Origin of the sequence: Modestobacter sp. NPDC049651 (genome assembly GCF_040659695.1) — a bacterium.
In the GTDB taxonomy this organism is placed as follows: domain Bacteria; phylum Actinomycetota; class Actinomycetes; order Mycobacteriales; family Geodermatophilaceae; genus Modestobacter.
The window spans coordinates 93,293-109,701 of the sequence record NZ_JBFAOG010000009.1; the positions used below are offsets into that span (position 1 = coordinate 93,293).

Genomic DNA, 16,409 nt, shown 5'->3' on the forward strand with positions numbered 1-16,409 from the left:
CGCGCGGAAGGGTGCCGCTCAGGCGTGCGGCAGCCCGGCGAGGAACGCCGCGACGCCGTCCGCGTCGTTGCCGGCCGTCACGTCGGTGGCGGCGGCGAGCACGTCCGGGTGCGCGTCGGCCATCGCGACCGCGCGGCCGCCGCCCTCGCGCACCCAGTCGAAGGCCGGGACGTCGTTGGGCATGTCACCGAAGTAGACGACGTCCGCCGCGTCGATCCCCAGGTCCGCGGCCACCCGCGCCAGCCCGGTCGCCTTGGTGACCCCGCGGGCGGAGATCTCGGCCAGCGCGTCGGACGACGAGTTGGTGACCGTCGCCCGGTCACCGACCACCTCGGCCACCAGGGCCACGAACTCGTCGCGGGGCAGGTCCTCGTGCCGGGCCAGCAGCTTGGCCACCGGCTGGGCGACCATCTCCTCCAGGGTCGCCTCGGCGACCCCGGGGGCGTTCACGTCCCACCGCGGCTGGTAGATCGGCTCGTGACGGAACTGGTCGCCGTACTCGACCGCGAACCAGGTGCCCGGCTGCCGGCTGCGCAGGCCACCGGTGATGGCCTGCAGGTCGGCCGGCTGCAGGGGGTGCTCCGCCAGCACGGTGAACGGCTCGAGGTCCAGCAGGACGGCGCCGTTGCAGCAGACCGCCGTCCCGCGGCCGAGCCGTTCCCGCACGCCGAGCATCCAGCGCGGGGGGCGGCCGGTGGCGATCACCAGCGGCACCCCCTCGTCGTCCCAGCGGCCGAGCTCGGCGAGCGTCCCGTCGCTGATCGTCTCGTCGCTGCGCAGCAGCGTGCCGTCCAGGTCGCTGACGATCAGCCGCGGCCGCCAGTCAGACATCGGTCCCCTCCCGGGCCAGCACGGCCTCCACGTAGCGGCCCACCCCGTCGGCGTCCGAGCCGCTGGTGCGGTCGGCGGCCGCCGCGCGCACCTCGGGGTGGGCGTTGGCCATGGCCACCGACCGGCCGCCGGCGGCGTTGACCGCGCCGATCATCGGCAGGTCGTTGGGCATGTCGCCGAAGACCAGGACGTCGCCGAACGCGACACCGAAGTGCTCCAGGGCGACGGCCAGCCCGGTGGCCTTGGTGACCCCGGGCGGCAGCACCTCGATGAAGCCGAGGCCGGCGTGCGTGAGCTCGGCGACGTCGGGGGCGACCACCTCGCGGGCGCGGGCGAGCAGCTCGTCCTCGCCCAGCCGCGGCGAGCGGAGGAACACCTTCAGGACGGCGCCGACGGGGAGCACCTCGTGCCGGGGCAGCAGGTGCGCGGGCTCCGGGTAGGGCCAGTCGAAGCCGTGCTGCACGCGCAGCGGGCGCATCGCCTCGGCCTGCTCGGCGGCGTCCTCGACCGCGACGACCAGCTCGCCGGCGACGTCCTCGATGGCGCCGATCACGTCGGTGGCCACCTGCCGGCTCATGCCGACGGTGCGCAGCACCTGGTCAGTGTCCAGGTCGACGACGTAGCCGCCCTGGGCGAGCACCGCGAGGCCCCGGCCGCCGAGGACCGCGCGGACGGTGTCCAGCAGCCGCGGGCCGCGCCCGGTGACGCCGACGAACGGGATGCCGGCCGCCCAGCAGGCGTCGATGGCCGCCCGGTTGCGCGGGCTGACCTCGCCGTCGGAGGTCAGCAGCGTGCCGTCGAGGTCGCTGGCCACCAGCCGCGGCCGCCAGCCGGCCAGCCGCGCGGCCAGGTCGCCGAGGTCGACGACCTCGGTCGCGGCGGAGCCGGGGTCGAAGGCCGGGAGCTCGCCCCGCTCAACGGTCATGCGGCGGGCGGCGCCACCGGCGCCAGGGCCATGCCCGGGGTGAGCACCTCGTGCCCGCCGAGCCACGGGCGCAGCGCGACCGGCACGTGCACCGAGCCGTCGGCGCGCTGGTGCACCTCGAGCAGGCAGGCGATGGTGCGCGCGATCGCGCACAGCGTGCCGTTGAGGGTGGCGGCCGGCTGCGGGCGGCCGTCGGCGTCGCGGTGGCGGATGCCCAGCCGGCGGGCCTGGAAGGTCGTGCAGTCACTCGTGGACGTGAGCTCGCGGTAGGTGCCCTGGCTGGGGAACCACGCCTCGATGTCGAACTTGCGGGCGGCGCTGGTGCCCAGGTCGCCGGCGGCGATGTCGACCACCCGGTAGGGCAGCTCGAGCGCCTGGAGGAACTCCTCCTCCCACTGCAGCAGGCGGCGGTGCTCGGCGGCGGCGTCCTCGGGGGCGCAGAAGCTGAACATCTCGACCTTGTCGAACCAGTGCACCCGGATGATGCCGCGGGTGTCCTTGCCGTACGAGCCGGCCTCGCGGCGGAAGCAGGACGACCAGCCGGCGTAGTGCCGGGGGCCCGCCGACAGGTCGAGCACCTCGTTCGCGTGCATGCCGGCCAGCGCCACCTCGGAGGTGCCGACGAGGTAGAGGTCGTCGCGCTCGATCCGGTACACCTCCTCGTCGTGCTCGCCGAGGAAGCCGGTGCCCTCCATCGCCTCGGGCTTGACCAGCGCCGGGGCGACCACGGGGGTGAAGCCGGCGGCGACCGCGCGGGTGATCGCCAGCTGGGCGAGCGCGAACTCGAGCAGCGCGCCCGGCCCGGTGAGGAAGTAGAAGCGGGCGCCGGAGACCTTGGCGCCGCGCTCCATGTCGATGGCGCCGAGGGCCTCGCCGATCTGCAGGTGGTCGCGGACCTCGAAGTCGTAGCTGGGCACCTCCCCGACGGTGCGCAGGGTGACCGCGTCGTCCTCGCCGCCCGGCGGGACGTCGTCGTGCACCACGTTCGGGATGCGCAGGTGCACCTCGCGCAGCGCGGCGTCCGCGGTGCGCTCGGCCTCCTCGGCCTCCTTCACCTGCGCGGCCAGCGCCTTGGCGCGCTCGAGCACCGCGGGGCGCTCCTCCTTGCTCGCGTTGCGCACCGCCTGCGAGGCGGCCTTCTGCTCCGCGCGCAGGTCGTCGGCGGCCTTGACCGCGGCACGGCGGGCCTCGTCGGCGGCCAGCAGCCGGTCGACCAGCGACTCGTCCGCGCCCCGGGCGCGCTGGCTGGCCTTGACCCGCTCGGGGTCCTCACGCACGAGACGCAGGTCGATCACAGGGGGAATGGTAGGTGCCGGGCGGACCGCACCCGACCAGCCGGCAGGAGCCCGGCCGTTGACGCCGCGCGCCGCACGGGCCAGCGTTGCGCCGACGGCATCGTGACGGGAGCACCCGATGGGCGTTCTGCCGACCAGGACCCCCGACGGCGGGGCGGGGACGGTGCTGCGGCACGAGGAGTGGATGGCCGCCGCGGCCGAGGAGTACCACCGGCTGGGCGCCGTGCTCGCCGAGCTCACCGCCGAGGACTGGCACCGGCCCACCGACTGCGCGGAGTGGCAGGTGCGCGACGTCGTCGCCCACCTGGTCGGCGCCGCCGAGTCGACCGCCCGGGTCCGCGAGCTGGTCCGCCAGGCGCTGCGCGGCCGGCGGCTGCGGCCCGGGGAGCCGGCGGTCGAGGGCATCAACGCCGTCCAGGTCGACGAGCGGATCGCCCTGGGACCGGCCCGGCTGCGCGCCGACCTCGCCGACGCCGGCGCCCGCGGGCTGCGCGCCCGCAGCCGCCTGCCCGCGCCGCTGCGGGCGGTGCCGCTGCCGTTCGGCCCCCCGCTGGGCACCCGGCCGCTCGGCTACCTCACCGACCGCGTCTACACGCGCGACGCGTGGATGCACCGGGTCGACCTCTGCCGCGCCACCGGCCGCCCGCTGCAGCTCACCGCCGACCACGACGGGCGGATCGTCGCCGACGTCGTCGCCGACTGGGCGGGGACGCACGGGCAGCCGGGCACGCTGACGCTCACCGGGCCGGCGGGCGGCACCTGGAGCCGGGGCCGGGACGGCGGGCAGCTCACCCTGGACGCGGTCGAGTTCTGCCGGGTGGTGTCCGGCCGCGCGCCCGGCGCGGGGCTGCTCGCCACCGGCGTGCCGTTCTGAGCGGGTGGCGCGGGCGCCCCCGGCCGTCCGCCCGGCCTGGGACACTGGGGGCATGCGCTTCCTCGGGAACACCCCGCCCGCGTCGGACCTGACGTACTCCGACGTCTTCATGGTCCCGGCCCGGTCGTCGGTCGGGTCCCGCCTGGAGGTCGACCTCACCACCCCGGACCGGATCGGCACCACCATCCCGGTCGTGGTGGCCAACATGACGGCCATCTCCGGACGGCGGATGGCCGAGACGATCGCCCGCCGCGGCGGGCTGGCCGTGCTGCCGCAGGACATCCCGGTCGACGTCATCGGTGAGGTCGTGCGCTGGGTCAAGGCCCGCCACCCCGTCTACGACACCCCGATCACCCTCTCCCCCACCTCGACCGTCTCCGAGGCGCTGTCGCTGATGGGCAAGCGGGCACACGGGATCGTCGTCGTGGTCGAGGACGGCTCGCCGGTCGGCGTGGTCACCGACGGCGCCTGCCAGGACGTCGACCGGTTCACCCAGCTGTCGCAGGTCATGACCGCGGACCCCCTGGTCATCCAGGCGGGCACCGACCTGCCGAAGGTGTTCGACGTGCTGTCCGACGAGCGGGTCAACGCCGCCCCGGTGGTGGAGGGCGACCGGCTGGTCGGCGTCATCACCCGCAAGGGCGCGCTGCGTTCGTCGATGTACCTGCCCGCGGTCAACGCGACCGGCCAGCTGCTCACCGCCGCCGCGGTCGGCATCAACGGCGACGTCGCCGGCAAGGCCTCGGCCCTGCTCGCCCACGGCGTCGACGTGCTGGTCGTCGACACCGCGCACGGGCACCAGGAGAAGGCGATCGAGGCGGTGCGCGCCGTGCGCTCGGTGGCCGGGTCAACCCCGGTGGTCGCCGGCAACGTGGTCACCGCCGAGGGCACCCGCGACCTGGTCGAGGCCGGCGCGGACGTCGTCAAGGTCGGCGTGGGCCCCGGCGCCATGTGCACCACCCGGATGATGACCGGCGTCGGGCGGCCGCAGTTCTCCGCCGTCGCCGAGTGCGCGGCCGAGGCCCGGTCGCTGGGCCGGCACGTGTGGGCCGACGGCGGCGTCCGGCACCCCCGCGACGTCGCGCTGGCGCTGGCCGCCGGCGCGGCCAACGTGATGGTCGGCTCCTGGTTCGCCGGCACCTACGAGAGCGCCGGCGACCTGTACGACGACGGCAGCGGCCGCAGGTACAAGGAGAGCTTCGGCATGGCCTCGGCCCGCGCCGTGAAGGCGCGCACCGCCACGCAGAGCGGGTTCGACCGGGCCCGCGCCGGGCTGTTCGAGGAGGGCATCAGCTCCTCGCGGATGTACCTGGACCCCGCCCGCCCCGGCGTCGAGGACCTGGTCGACCAGATCGTGGCCGGCGTCCGGTCCTCGTGCACCTACGCCGGTGCCCGCACCGTCGACGAGCTGCACGAGCGCGCGGTGCTGGGGGTGCAGAGCGCGGCGGGCTACGAGGAGGGCCGGCCGCTGCCCGCCGGCTGGTGAACCCGATCCCGGAGACGCGGTTCGAGGAGCTCGTCGCGCAGGCGCTGGACGAGGTGCCGGCGCAGCTGATGGAGCTGCTGGACAACGTCGTCGTCCTGGTCGAGGACCGCAACCCCGACGAGCCGGACCTGCTCGGGCTCTACGACGGGTTCGCCCTCACCGAGCGCGGCGCCGACTACGGCGGCGCCCTGCCCGACCGGATCATGATCTACCGCGAGGCGATCTGCGCGATCTGCGCGGACGAGGACGAGGTCGCCGAGGAGGTCGCGATCACCGTCGTCCACGAGATCGCGCACCACTTCGGCATCGACGACGACAAGCTGCACCGGCTGGGCTGGGGCTGACGTAGCGTTGTCGGACGTGCCCGAGGACGCCGCCCGACTCCCGATCAAGATGCTCCACGACCGGCTGCTGGTCGCTCTCCGCAAGGAGGACGGCGAGCGGCGCTCCACCGGCGGCATCCTCATCCCCGCGACCGCCCAGGTGGCCAAGCGACTGGTGTGGGGCGAGGCGAAGGCGGTCGGCAACAGCGTCCGCCAGGTCAAGGTCGGCGACCGGGTGCTGTTCTCCCCCGAGGACCAGCACGAGGTCGAGGTGCACGGCGAGGACCTGATCATCCTGCGCGAGCGCGACGTGCACGCCGTCGCCGCCGAGCGCATCGAGGAGTCCACCGGCCTCTACCTCTGACGCCCGGCCCCCACTTCCCGCTTTCTCGCGAGAAGGCGGGCCGGTTTCTCGCGAGAAAGCGGGCCGGTCAGGGGATCAAGGCCAGCTTCCCGCCGGGGTGACCGGTCTGCAGCAGCTCCAGCGCCTCGCGGGCGTCGGCGAGCGGGAAGGTCCGGGCCACCGGGACGACGAGCTGCCCCTCCGCGGCCAGCCCGATCAGCCGGGCCCGGGCCTCGTCGCGGAACGCCTTGCTCGCCGGCATCGTCCCGCCGATCACCCGGTACCCCTCGGCCTGCGCCCGTTCGAAGGCGGCGATCGAGACGATCCGCTGCCGGTCGGCGACCAGCTCCAGCGAGACGTCGACCGCCTCGTCGGTGCCGACGGCGTCCAGCGCGGCCTGCACGCCGTCCGGCGCCAGCTCGCGCACCCGGTCGGCCAGCCCGTCGCCGTAGCGCACCGGTTCGCCGCCGAACCGCCGGACGACGTCCGCGCTGCGCTCCCCCGCCGTCCCGATGACCCGGGCGCCGAGCAGCGCCGCCTGCTGCAGCACGCTCACCCCGACCGCGCCGGACGCCCCGTGCAGCAGCACCGTGTCGCCGCGGCCCACGCCCGTGACGGACAGCATCTCGGCGGCCGTCGTCCCGGCGAGCAGCAGGTTGGCCGCCTCCTCGGGGGCGAGCGCCGGCGGGCGGGCGAAGACCGCGGACGCCGGCACGGTCACCTCGGTGGCGTAGCCGCCGGAGATGCGGAAGGCGAGCACCTCGTCCCCGACCTCGGCGGCTCCGGAGCCGATCTGCGTGTCCGGGCCCAACGCGGTGATCCGGCCGGCGACCTCGTAGCCGATCGGCAGCGGCAGCTGCTCGCGGTCACCGGGCCGGGCGACGTGCTTGGCGTCGGCGGGGTTCATGCCGGCGGCGGTGACCGCGATCGTCACCTCACCGGGGCCGGGCGGCGGCACCTCGTACTGCTGGAACTCGAACACGTCGAGCCCGCCGAAGTCCGTCGCCACCCAGCGCTGCGCCATGCAACCAGCCAACACCCGTGCGCCGGTGTGCGCTCGTCGTCGTGTCCGGGGCGCGGATGCCGCACTGCGCGCACACCGGACGCCGTCCGGTCAGCCCCGTGACGAACCGGTCCACCCCAGCGGTTGCTTTCCGTCCTGGACACGGCACACTGGGTCATCATGGCTGGTCACCCGGGGTCGGCGTCAGCCCGCCTGCCCGTCGCGCACGCGGGTCAGCCATGCCTCCGCCTCGGTGAACGCCCGGTCGGCGACCCGGTCCTCGACCGGGCGGCTCGCCCGCCCGTCGGTCCGCGGGTAGGAGCCGAGGAAGCGCACGTCCTCGCACAGCCGGTGCAGCGCGGCCAGCGCGTCACCCACCCGCCGGTCGGCCACGTGGCCCTCGCAGTCGATGGAGAACGAGTAGACCCACGGCTCACGGGTCGGCCGGCTCTCGATCCGGGTCAGGCTGATCCCGCGGACGGCGAACACGGCCAGCAGGTCCAGCAGCGCGCCCGTACGGTCGGTGACCACCGCCGTCACGCTGGTCTTGTCGGCGCCGGTGACCTCGGGCAGCGGGCCCGGCTGCTGCACCAGCACGAAGCGGGTGACCGCGCCGGGGTGGTCGGCGAGGTCGTCGACGAGCAGGTCCAGGCCGTTGCGCTCGGCGGCGATGGCCGCGCAGACGGCGGCGTCGTACTCCCCGGCGGCCACCCGGCGGGCGGCGTCGGCGGTGGACGACGTGGGCACCACGTCCGCGTCGGGCACCAGGGCGGCGACCCGGCCGCGGCACTGGGCGAGCGCGTGCGGGTGGCTGGCCACGGTGCGCACCTGCGCCGCCGTCGTCCCGGGGCGCACGCCGAGCACGAAGGCCACCGGCAGGAACACCTCGCGGGTGATGACCAGCGGGGCGCCGTCGACCAGGCCGTCCATGGTGGCCGGCACGGAGCCCTCGACCGAGTTCTCCATCGGCACCAGGGCGGCGTCGAACTCCCCGGCCCGGACCGCGGCCAGCGCCGCCGGGACGCTCGGGACCGGCGTCCGGTCACCCACGGCGAGGGTGCCGAGCGCCGCGTCGGCGAAGGTACCCTCGGGGCCGAGATAGGCGAACCTCGTCGGCGCTGTGCTCAGGTGTGCGCGCGGCATCCGGTGAGGGTAGTGCGGCCGCACCGGGACCTGGCCCCGGTGCGGGGGGAGCTGCCTCGTCACCAGTCGGGCCTGCCGTCGTTGGGCAGCCCGGAGCGTGAGGGGAGGTGAGCGTGACCGCGGAGCCCGAGGTGGTCGACGAGCAGCGGCTCGAGGCTGCCCGCTGGCGGCTGCTCGCCACCAGCGACAGCGACGACGTCGCCGCGTTCGACGCCGAGCTCGCCGGTGTGCTGGCGGCGTTCACCCACGCGGACGCGCCCCGCTGGCTGGCCTGGGCGCAGGCGTTCGCCGCCCGCTCGGAGCTGGTGTCCGGCGCACCGGAGACCGCCGCCGAGCACGTGGCCGCCGCCCGAGCGGCGCTGGACCACTGCGGCCCGTCCGCCGAGCAGGCGCTCACCCTCGCCTACCTGGCGTGGCTGGAGGTCACCGCCGACCGGCTGGACGCCGCCATGCACCTGGCCGTCGACGCCAGCCTGCTCGCCGACCAGCTCGGCGGCGCCGAGCCCAGCCGCGCCCTGCACCAGGCCCACCACTGGCTGTCGCTCGCGCTGACCCGGCTCGACCTGGAGGAGCTGGCGGTCGCCCAGGCGGTGCGCGGACGGCGGGTCGCGGCCGCGCTGCCCGACGTCGCCGACCAGTGGCAGCTGCTGCGGCTGTCCGCCCAGCAGCACGCCGAGCTGGCGCAGACCGTGCACCGCCGCGGCGACGCCGCCCGCTCCCGCGAGCTGGCCGAGGAGTCGCTGCGCTGCGCCACCGCCGCGCGCGAGCTCCCCGTCGAGCCGGCCGACGACGAGGCCGACCTGCTCGACGTCGTCCAGGCGTGGGCCACCGCCCTGGCCGGCCGGCTGGACGACGCCCTGCCCCCGCTGCGCCGGGTGCGCCGGCACCTGAGCGGACCCGGCGCCAGCCTCTGGCTGCTCGGCTACACCGAGCTGGCGCTGGGACGGCTGCTGGGCCGGCTGTGCGACCGCGGCGCGATCACCGGCACCGACGGGCCCGGCGACCGGCTGCACGGCGAGGAGGCGATCGAGCTGCTGGTCACCGCCTCGGGTGCGTTCGCCGCATCCGGTGACCGCCGCCGCTACCGCCAGTGCCTGCTCGAGCTCGGGCAGGCCACCGCCGCGCTGGGCATGCCCGCCGAGGCGCTGCACTGGCTGGAGGCCTACCGGGCCGAGACGGTGCGCGGGCACCAGCGCAGCCGCGAGCTGTGGGCGGAGATGTTCGTGCGCCGCAGCCGGCTGCGCGAGGCGGAGCGGCAGACGGCGGTGCTCCGCCGCCACGCCCTGGAGGACCCGCTGACCGGGCTGGGCAACCGGCGCAGCGCCGAGCGGCGGCTGGCCGAGCTGCCGCTGGACGGCGAGCCGGTGTCGCTGGCGGTCATCGACGTCGACGGCTTCAAGGCGGTCAACGACGAGCACTCGCACGTCACCGGCGACGCGGTGCTGCGCGGGGTGGCCGAGCTGCTGCGCCAGTCCAGCCGCACCCACGACGAGGTGTTCCGCTGGGCCGGCGACGAGTTCCTGGTGCTGCTGCCCGACACCGCCGAGACCCAGGCCGTGGTGGCGCTGGAGCGGCTGCGCGCCGCCGTCGCGGGTTCGGACTGGGCGGCGCTGGGCGTGCCGGGCCGGATCACCGTCTCCATCGGGGTGGCCACCGCCGACGGCGGGACGGGCGCGCGCACCTGGCGCGACCTGTTCGACCGCGCCGACCTGCAGCTGTTCACCGCCAAGCGCGCCGGCCGCGACCGGGTGCGGGCCGCCGGGGGCGCCTCGGCGTCGACCGCGCCGCGCGCCGCCGTCCGGTCGACCAGCGCCACGGTCGACGAGATGGTCGCCGACATGCTCGGCGGCGGGGCCGGCCGCCGGCCCGGCTGGGCGTTCGAGGACGGCGAGGTGGCGTCGTGATCCGGAGGTCCCGCGGGAGCGGGAACACCACAGGACAGGACTCCCGTCCCAGCCGTCCCACGGGCGACATCGCGGTGCGTGACACTCCGCCACCGAGCATGCACAGTGCGCTTGTGCCGCCAGGTCTGCTCCACCACCAGGTGGCCACCGCTCTCGCGAACTGGCAGCTCGACCAGGCGGAGGCGCTGCTCTCCCAGGTCGACGACCAGGTGCCGGCGGTGCGCGCCGACGAGCACGGCGCCCCGCTGACCTCGCTGGCCCGCGCCTGGGCCGACACGCTGCGCGCCGAGCTGCTGGTCCGCCGGCTGCGGCAGGCCGGCTGGTCGGTGTTCGGCGAGCCGCTCACCGGCGGCCCGGGCCAGCCGCTGGACCTGCACACCGACCTGGCCGGCGACCCGGACCGCGGCGAGCCCGCCGGCTCCGCGGCGCAGGCGATCGCGCTGGTCCGCGCGGCCCGCGCCGCCTTCGACGCCCAGGACGACGACCTGCAGCGCGCCGCGGGCCTGGCCCGGCACGCCCGGATCGAGCTGCTGTCCCGCCGGGTCGACGCGGCGATGGACGAGGCGGTGGAGGCCGCCAGCCTGCTGGACCCGGCGCTGCCGCCGTCCGGGCTGCTCGTGCACACCCTCGGCTCGCTGGCCGCGGTGCTGGCCGACCTCGAGCTGATGCCGCTGGCGCTGGACTACCAGCGCCGCGCCGCCGACACCGCCGCGCTGCTCCTCACCGCGCCCGCCGACCCCGCCGAGGGGCGGCTGCCGACCGCGTCGCTCGCGGGGGACGCCGCCACCCGGCTCGCCGCGCTGTGCGCGGAGGTCGGCGAGGGGCTGCTCGACGACGGCACGCCGGAGACCGCGGCGCCGCACTTCGCCGAGGCGCGGGAGCTCGCCGTCCGGGCGCTGCACCAGCTGCCGGCCGGTGACCCCGGGGTGCTCGAGGCGCAGGTCGTGCACGGCTGGGCACTGGTGGGCCTGGGCGAGCAGGACGCCGCCCGCGAGCTGCTGCAGGCGTCGGTGAACGCGGCCCGGCTGACCGACGACCGGGCGCTGCTGGCCGGCGCCGAGCTGGGCCTGGGCCGGGCGCTGCGCCGGCAGGGCGACCCGCGGGCCGCCGACGACCACCTGGCCACCGCGCTGGCGCTGGCCACCGAGCACGGGCTGGCCCGCCTCCGCCGCGCCGCGCTGCGCGAGCTGTGCACGCTGCACGCCGACCTGGACGACGCCGCCCGGGCGCTCCCCTACCTGCAGGCCTACCTGGCCGACGAGCTGGACCGGGTCGACGAGCGGCGCACCCGCTGGGTCGAGCTGTTCGGCCGCCGCAAGAGCCTGCTGGAGACCGAGCGGGCCGCCGGTCAGCTGCGCCGGCAGGCGTACGAGGACCCGCTGACCCACCTGCCCAACCGCCGGTACGCCGAGGCCCGGCTGGAGGGCCTGCTGTCCTCCGGCGCGACGCCCGCGCTGGCCGTCGTCGACATCGACCGGTTCAAGTCGATCAACGACGCGGCCGGGCACCCCGGCGGCGACGCGGTGCTGCGCGCGGTCGGCCAGCTGCTGGTCGACGGCTGCCGCGACACCGACGAGGTGTGCCGCTGGGCCGGCGACGAGTTCGTCATCCTGCTGCCGGACACCTCCGCCGAGCACGCCGAGCGGGCGATGGAGCGCATCCGCCGCTCGATCGCCGCGCACGACTGGTCGGCGCTGGGCGTCGAGGTGCCGGTGACCATCTCGGTCGGCATCGCCTCCGCGGCCCGCGGCGACGACCGGCGCACGCTGTTCGCCGCCGCCGACGGCGTGCTCTACGACGCCAAGCGGGCCGGCCGGGACCGGGTGGTCCGGCTGTCCGACGTCACCCAGACCCGGGTGGCCGACGAGGCTGCTGGGACACCGGGGACGGCGCCCGACGCGTCCGCCCCGGAGGCCGCCCTGCCCGCACCTATCGTCGACGACGTGCAGATCGACGCGCTCCCGGACGGCGACCCCACCGACCCTGCGGACGGCGCCGGCGGGTTCGCCCCGCTGCTGGTCGAGCCGCCCGCGCAGGCTCCGGTGGGCGCGCCCCGGCGGCCGATCGACGAGCTGTTCGGCCCCGCCCCCGTGGCCGCCGAGGAGTCGCCGCGCCCGTTCGGCGAGCGCGCGCCGGTCGTCAACGGCGCCGGCTCGCGGCCGGCCCCCGCTGCCGTTCCCGAGCCCGCTGCCGTTCCCGAGCCCGTGGTGGTCGAGCCCACCGTGGTGGAGCCTCCCGCGCCGCCGGTGACCCGAGCAGCGGCCGGCCCCACCGGCCCGGACGTCATCTGGGGCACCGGCCGCAGCACCGAGCAGGTGCTCGCGCTGGTGCGCGCCGCGCGGCGGGAGTTCCCCGACCGCCCCGCGGTCGTCGTCCGCGCCTCGGCCGACACCCTCGTCGCGCTGGCCAGCGAGCACGACGCCTACACGACGATGGACCGCGACGCGATGGCCGCCGCCGTCGGCCCGCTGCCCGAGCCCGCCGGCCGGGTCGCGGTGCTGTGCGGGAGCAGCGGCGACACCCCGATCGCCGCCGAGGCCGCGTTCGTCGCCCGGGTCACCGGCACCGACGTCGTCCGGGTCGACGACGTCGGCGGCAGCCGGCTGCGGCCGCTGCTCACCGACCCCGCGCTGCTCGACGACGCCGACTGCCTGGTCGTCGTCGCCGGGCTCGACGCCGGCCTGGCCAGCGTCGTCAGCGGGCTCACCGAGGTGCCGGTGGTCGCCGTGCCCACCTCGACCGGGGCCAGCAACGCGTTCGGCGGCTTCGGTGCGCTGATGGCGATGCTCAACTCGGCCGCGCCCGGCGTCGTGGTGAGCAACATCGACAACGGCTGGTCGGCCGGCGTCTTCGCCGCCCGCCTGGCCCGGCGCACCGCCCCGCGCTGAGGCACCCGCCGCGGGGTGGGGCGGCTCACGTCGGGCGGGCAGGCACCGTCGGCTAGTCTCGACGGCAGTTGAAGGGGAGTAGCCCCCCGACCGCTGGTCGACATGCTGGTGCGTTCCGCACCCGGTCAGCGGGCCCGCGCTCCGCGGGTGGGCGAGACCTTCGGCCTCGTGGTGTCACCTGTCGGTGCGCCGCCGGCCGAGGGCGCCCGCGTCCGACGCCCGCGGCGCGGAGTGGAAGAGAAATCCGTGGTCCTCTCGGTCGTCCTGGCCGCCTTCGTGCTGATCCTCCCGGTGGAACTGCCGGACAAGACGCTGTTCGCCACCCTGGTGCTGGCGACGCGGTTCCGGCCGCTGCCGGTGTTCGTCGGCGTCGGGCTGGCGTTCGGCCTGCAGGTGGTCATCGCCGTCACCGCCGGCAGCCTGCTGTCGCTGCTGCCCGACGCCGTGGTCAGCGGGGTGGTCGCGGTGCTGTTCGCGGTCGGCGCCGTCCTGCTGTGGCGGGAGGCCCGCAAGGGCGCCGAGGGTGAGGACGCCGCCGCGCAGACCCGTGAGCAGACCTCGTTCGTCCGCGCCGCCGCCATCTGCTTCGGCGTGCTCTTCGCCGCCGAGTGGGGCGACCTCTCCCAGCTGGCCACCGCGGGCCTCGCCGCCCGCTACGCCGAGCCGCTGTCGGTGTTCGTCGGCGCGTGGGCCGCGCTGCTGGTCATCTCCGGGCTGGCCGCGTTCCTCGGCCGCAAGCTCGCCGACAAGCTGCCGCTGGCGCTGCTGCACCGGATCGCCGCCGCGCTGTTCCTGGTGTTCGCGGTCATCGCGGTGGTCGAGACGGTCAACGCGCTGACCTGACCCGCCCGGGTGACCCCGGTGCCGGGGCGCGTTGACCCCGCGCCGCCGCCGGCCGACACCTGCAGGAGCGGCCGAGGTACGGCCGCGCCGACGGGAGCAGGCCATGGACGCGATCCGGGTGGAGCAGACGCAGGACGTGCTGGTCCGGACGGCGGCCGTCATCGCCGCCCAGCGGCAGTTCGCCCATCGGCTCCGGCAGCGGACCGTGCCCGATCCGCTCACCGGCCTGCCCGTCCGCAGCCTGCTCATCGACCGGCTCGAGCGGGCGCTGGCCGCCGCGGGCAACGAGACCGGCCGGCTCGCCGTCCTCTCCTGCAACCTCGACGGGCTCACCGAGCTGGAGGCGACCCGCGGGCGCGCCGTCGCCGAGGCCGCCCGCGCGGAGGCCGCCGGCCGGCTGGTCACCGCCGTCCGGCAGGGCGACGTGGTCGCCCGGATCAGCTCGCAGACCTACGTCCTGCTCTGCCCGGCCATCCACGTGGTGGCCGACGCCGACGGCATCGCCCGCCGGGTCGCCGCGGCGTTCGACCGGCCGCTGCGCCCGCTCCGGGACGTCGAGCACCGGGTGCGGATCAGCGTCGGGGTGGCCGTGTCCGGCCGCGCGTCGACGCCCGAGTCGCTGGTCGCCGCGGCCAACGAGGCGATGACCCGGATCCGGCACGAGCGCCAGGGCACCGGCCGCCACGGCTGATGCGGAGTGGATCCGTCGACGTCACGCCCGACGGATCCACTCCGCCTCTCAGTCGAGGGAGCGCTGGAGGTCGTGGCGGTCGGTGCCGCGGCCCTCGAGCGCGCCGATCCAGCCGGCCAGCGCCCGACCGAGCTCGTCGGGCGCGTCCTCGGGCACCAGGTGCCCGGCCGGCACCGTCACCTCGGTGAGCGACGGCCACCTCCGCACGGCCTTCCGCATCCGGCCGACCAGCACCGACCCCGGGTCGGCGTCCACGAACAGCTTCGGGACGTCGGAGTGCGCCAGGAACTGCTGGTACCTCGCGACGATGTCGTGCACGTCCGGCGGCGCGTTCTGGATGGGCAGCTGCCGGGGCCACTCCAGCGTCGGCCACCGGTCGGCCGGCTCGGCGTAGGGGCGCCGGTAGCGGTCGTGCGCCTCCGCCGACAGCCCGCGCCGGGTCGAGGCGGGCAGCAGGTGCTCGACGACCAGGTCCTCGTCCAGCGCGGCCGCCTCGCCGTCCGGGCTGCGCAGCCGCTGCAGCGCGGGCTTGCCCTCCCTCGGCACGTCGGCCCACAGCAGCGGACCGACGAACGTCTCGGCGAACGCGATGCCGCGCACCGCGCCCGGGTTCTTCCGCGCCCAGTCGAACGCCAGCGCCGCGCCCCACTCGTGGCCGACCAGGACCACCCGCTCGGTGGCCTGGACCGCCTCCAGGAACGCGGAGAGGAACTGGGAGTGCCGGTCGAAGGAGTAGTCGCCGGGCGCCGGGTCGGGCAGCTTGGTGGAGTCGCCCATGCCAATCAGGTCGGGGGCGATGCACCGGCCCAGGTGCTGCACGTGCGGGATGACGTTGCGCCACAGGTAGGACGACGTGGGGTTGCCGTGCAGGAAGACGATCGGGTCGCCCTGCCCGGCGTCGACGTAGGTGAGGTCCAGCTCCCGGTCGGACTCGTGGCCCAGCCGCACGCGCGAGCGCGGGAACGGGTCGTCGGCGGGGGCGGGCTGGGTGGCCATGCCCTCGGGGTCCCCGATGCCGGCGGAACCGAAACGACTTGACCCTGACGCGGCGTCAGGCTGTGCAGTGGTCGGCGTCAGGGAGGAGGAGCGATGAGCTGGACGGTGGGCGAGGTGGCCCGGCTGACCGGCGTCACGGTGCGCACGCTGCACCACTACGACGCGATCGGGCTGGTGCGCCCGGCCGGCCGGACGTCGGCGGGCTACCGCGTGTACGGCGCCGGCGACCTGGACCGGCTGCACCAGGTCCTGGTCTACCGCGAGCTCGGGTTCCCCCTCGAGGAGGTCGCGACCCTGCTGGACGACGCCGGCGCCGACCCGGTGGCGCAGCTGCGCCGGCAGCACGCGCTGCTGCGGGAACGGCTGGCCCGCACCCAGGCGATGGTCGCGGCCGTCGAGAAGGAGATGGAGGCACGGCTGATGGGCACCGAGCTCACGCCGGAGGAGCGGTTCGAGGTGTTCGGCGAGCACGACCCGGCCCGGTACGAGGCCGAGGTGGAGGAACGCTGGGGCGACACCGACGCGTACGCGGAGTCGAAGCGGCGCACGGCGCGGTACGGCAAGGCCGACTGGTTGCGGGTGAAGGCGGAGGCCGCGGACGTCGAGCAGCGGCTGGCCGCAGCGCTGCGCGACGGCCTGCCCGCCGACTCCACCCCCGTGATGGACCTCGCCGAGGAGCACCGGCAGCACATCAGCCGCTGGTTCTACGACTGCCCGCCGGAGCTGCACGCCGGCCTGGGCCGGATGTACGTCGAGGACCCGCGGTTCGCCGCGCACTACGAGGAGGTGGCGCCGGGGCTCGCGCAGTACGTGAGCACCGCCGTCCAGGCGAACGCCGCCCGCCAGGGCTGACCGCCCCGGGTG

At 76.1% G+C, this 16,409-nt stretch carries 15 protein-coding genes; 9 read left to right on the plus strand and 6 right to left on the minus strand.

Going from position 1 to position 16,409, the window contains the following annotated elements:
* Window positions 1–18 precede the first annotated feature (18 nt).
* From AB0J00_RS14100 to serS, 3 genes are read right to left on the minus strand one after another with little or no spacing between them, the layout of a single operon-like run.
* Window positions 19–831, minus strand: a complete 813-nt coding sequence (locus tag AB0J00_RS14100; protein ID WP_357745402.1) for an HAD hydrolase family protein — start codon at window positions 829–831, stop codon at window positions 19–21.
* Window positions 824–1,756, minus strand: a complete 933-nt coding sequence (locus tag AB0J00_RS14105; protein WP_357745404.1) for an HAD family hydrolase — start codon at window positions 1,754–1,756, stop codon at window positions 824–826. Before AB0J00_RS14105 ends, AB0J00_RS14100 begins: the two co-directional genes overlap by 8 nt.
* Window positions 1,753–3,051, minus strand: a complete 1,299-nt coding sequence (gene serS, locus AB0J00_RS14110; protein ID WP_357745406.1) for a serine--tRNA ligase — start codon at window positions 3,049–3,051, stop codon at window positions 1,753–1,755. Before serS ends, AB0J00_RS14105 begins: the two co-directional genes overlap by 4 nt.
* Window positions 3,052–3,169: 118 nt before the next feature.
* Here serS and AB0J00_RS14115 point away from each other — a divergent pair, with 118 nt between their 5' ends.
* From AB0J00_RS14115 to AB0J00_RS14130, 4 genes are read left to right on the plus strand one after another with little or no spacing between them, the layout of a single operon-like run.
* Window positions 3,170–3,925 carry a maleylpyruvate isomerase family mycothiol-dependent enzyme gene (locus tag AB0J00_RS14115; protein ID WP_357745409.1) on the plus strand — a complete coding sequence of 252 codons (756 nt, stop codon included), beginning with the start codon at window positions 3,170–3,172 and terminating at the stop codon, window positions 3,923–3,925.
* A gap of 52 nt (window positions 3,926–3,977) precedes the next feature.
* Window positions 3,978–5,411 carry a GuaB1 family IMP dehydrogenase-related protein gene (locus AB0J00_RS14120; RefSeq protein ID WP_357745411.1) on the plus strand — a complete coding sequence of 478 codons (1,434 nt, stop codon included), beginning with the start codon at window positions 3,978–3,980 and terminating at the stop codon, window positions 5,409–5,411.
* Entirely contained in the window at window positions 5,408–5,755 is a 348-nt protein-coding gene (locus AB0J00_RS14125) for a metallopeptidase family protein (protein WP_357745413.1), read from the plus strand. Before AB0J00_RS14120 ends, AB0J00_RS14125 begins: the two co-directional genes overlap by 4 nt.
* 16 nt (window positions 5,756–5,771) lie before the next feature.
* Window positions 5,772–6,098, plus strand: coding sequence for a co-chaperone GroES (locus AB0J00_RS14130; protein WP_357745416.1), 327 nt, complete (start codon window positions 5,772–5,774; stop codon window positions 6,096–6,098).
* A gap of 67 nt (window positions 6,099–6,165) precedes the next feature.
* Here AB0J00_RS14130 and AB0J00_RS14135 read toward each other — a convergent pair whose 3' ends face one another.
* Window positions 6,166–7,101 (minus strand): NADP-dependent oxidoreductase, encoded by a 936-nt coding sequence (locus AB0J00_RS14135; protein WP_357745419.1) that lies wholly within the window; start codon window positions 7,099–7,101, stop codon window positions 6,166–6,168.
* Between the two features lie 183 nt (window positions 7,102–7,284).
* Window positions 7,285–8,223 (minus strand): prephenate dehydratase, encoded by a 939-nt coding sequence (pheA, locus tag AB0J00_RS14140; protein ID WP_357745421.1) that lies wholly within the window; start codon window positions 8,221–8,223, stop codon window positions 7,285–7,287.
* 113 nt (window positions 8,224–8,336) lie between these two features.
* On the opposite strand from pheA, the gene AB0J00_RS14145 reads away from it, so the two are divergent.
* The 4 genes from AB0J00_RS14145 (at window position 8,337) to AB0J00_RS14160 (ending at window position 14,549) form a co-directional block, all read left to right on the plus strand.
* Window positions 8,337–10,127 (plus strand): GGDEF domain-containing protein, encoded by a 1,791-nt coding sequence (locus AB0J00_RS14145; RefSeq protein ID WP_357745424.1) that lies wholly within the window; start codon window positions 8,337–8,339, stop codon window positions 10,125–10,127.
* A gap of 140 nt (window positions 10,128–10,267) precedes the next feature.
* A complete protein-coding gene (locus AB0J00_RS14150) occupies window positions 10,268–13,015 on the plus strand; it encodes a diguanylate cyclase (protein WP_357745427.1) in 2,748 nt (915 codons plus the stop codon).
* A 246-nt stretch (window positions 13,016–13,261) separates the two neighbouring features.
* Window positions 13,262–13,858 carry a TMEM165/GDT1 family protein gene (locus tag AB0J00_RS14155; protein WP_357745430.1) on the plus strand — a complete coding sequence of 199 codons (597 nt, stop codon included), beginning with the start codon at window positions 13,262–13,264 and terminating at the stop codon, window positions 13,856–13,858.
* A 103-nt stretch (window positions 13,859–13,961) separates the two neighbouring features.
* Window positions 13,962–14,549 (plus strand): diguanylate cyclase, encoded by a 588-nt coding sequence (locus AB0J00_RS14160; protein ID WP_357745432.1) that lies wholly within the window; start codon window positions 13,962–13,964, stop codon window positions 14,547–14,549.
* 48 nt (window positions 14,550–14,597) lie between these two features.
* Here AB0J00_RS14160 and AB0J00_RS14165 read toward each other — a convergent pair whose 3' ends face one another.
* On the minus strand, window positions 14,598–15,545 hold the full coding sequence (locus AB0J00_RS14165) for a haloalkane dehalogenase (RefSeq protein ID WP_357745435.1): 948 nt from the start codon (window positions 15,543–15,545) through the stop codon (window positions 14,598–14,600).
* Between the two features lie 93 nt (window positions 15,546–15,638).
* Here AB0J00_RS14165 and AB0J00_RS14170 point away from each other — a divergent pair, with 93 nt between their 5' ends.
* Window positions 15,639–16,397, plus strand: a complete 759-nt coding sequence (locus AB0J00_RS14170; protein ID WP_357745437.1) for a MerR family transcriptional regulator — start codon at window positions 15,639–15,641, stop codon at window positions 16,395–16,397.
* The last annotated feature ends 12 nt before the right edge of the window (window positions 16,398–16,409 follow it).

Bases quoted from the DNA above. Each gene is read 5' to 3' on its own strand.
- pheA (WP_357745421.1), bottom strand. From the start codon at position 8,223: ATGCCGCGCGCACACCTGAGCACAGCGCCGACGAGGTTCGCCTATCTC.
- AB0J00_RS14170 (WP_357745437.1), top strand. From the start codon at position 15,639: ATGAGCTGGACGGTGGGCGAGGTGGCCCGGCTGACCGGCGTCACGGTG.
- AB0J00_RS14115 (WP_357745409.1), top strand. From the start codon at position 3,170: ATGGGCGTTCTGCCGACCAGGACCCCCGACGGCGGGGCGGGGACGGTG.
- AB0J00_RS14100 (WP_357745402.1), bottom strand. From the start codon at position 831: ATGTCTGACTGGCGGCCGCGGCTGATCGTCAGCGACCTGGACGGCACG.
- AB0J00_RS14105 (WP_357745404.1), bottom strand. From the start codon at position 1,756: ATGACCGTTGAGCGGGGCGAGCTCCCGGCCTTCGACCCCGGCTCCGCC.
- AB0J00_RS14120 (WP_357745411.1), top strand. From the start codon at position 3,978: ATGCGCTTCCTCGGGAACACCCCGCCCGCGTCGGACCTGACGTACTCC.
- AB0J00_RS14165 (WP_357745435.1), bottom strand. From the start codon at position 15,545: ATGGCCACCCAGCCCGCCCCCGCCGACGACCCGTTCCCGCGCTCGCGC.
- AB0J00_RS14160 (WP_357745432.1), top strand. From the start codon at position 13,962: ATGGACGCGATCCGGGTGGAGCAGACGCAGGACGTGCTGGTCCGGACG.
- AB0J00_RS14135 (WP_357745419.1), bottom strand. From the start codon at position 7,101: ATGGCGCAGCGCTGGGTGGCGACGGACTTCGGCGGGCTCGACGTGTTC.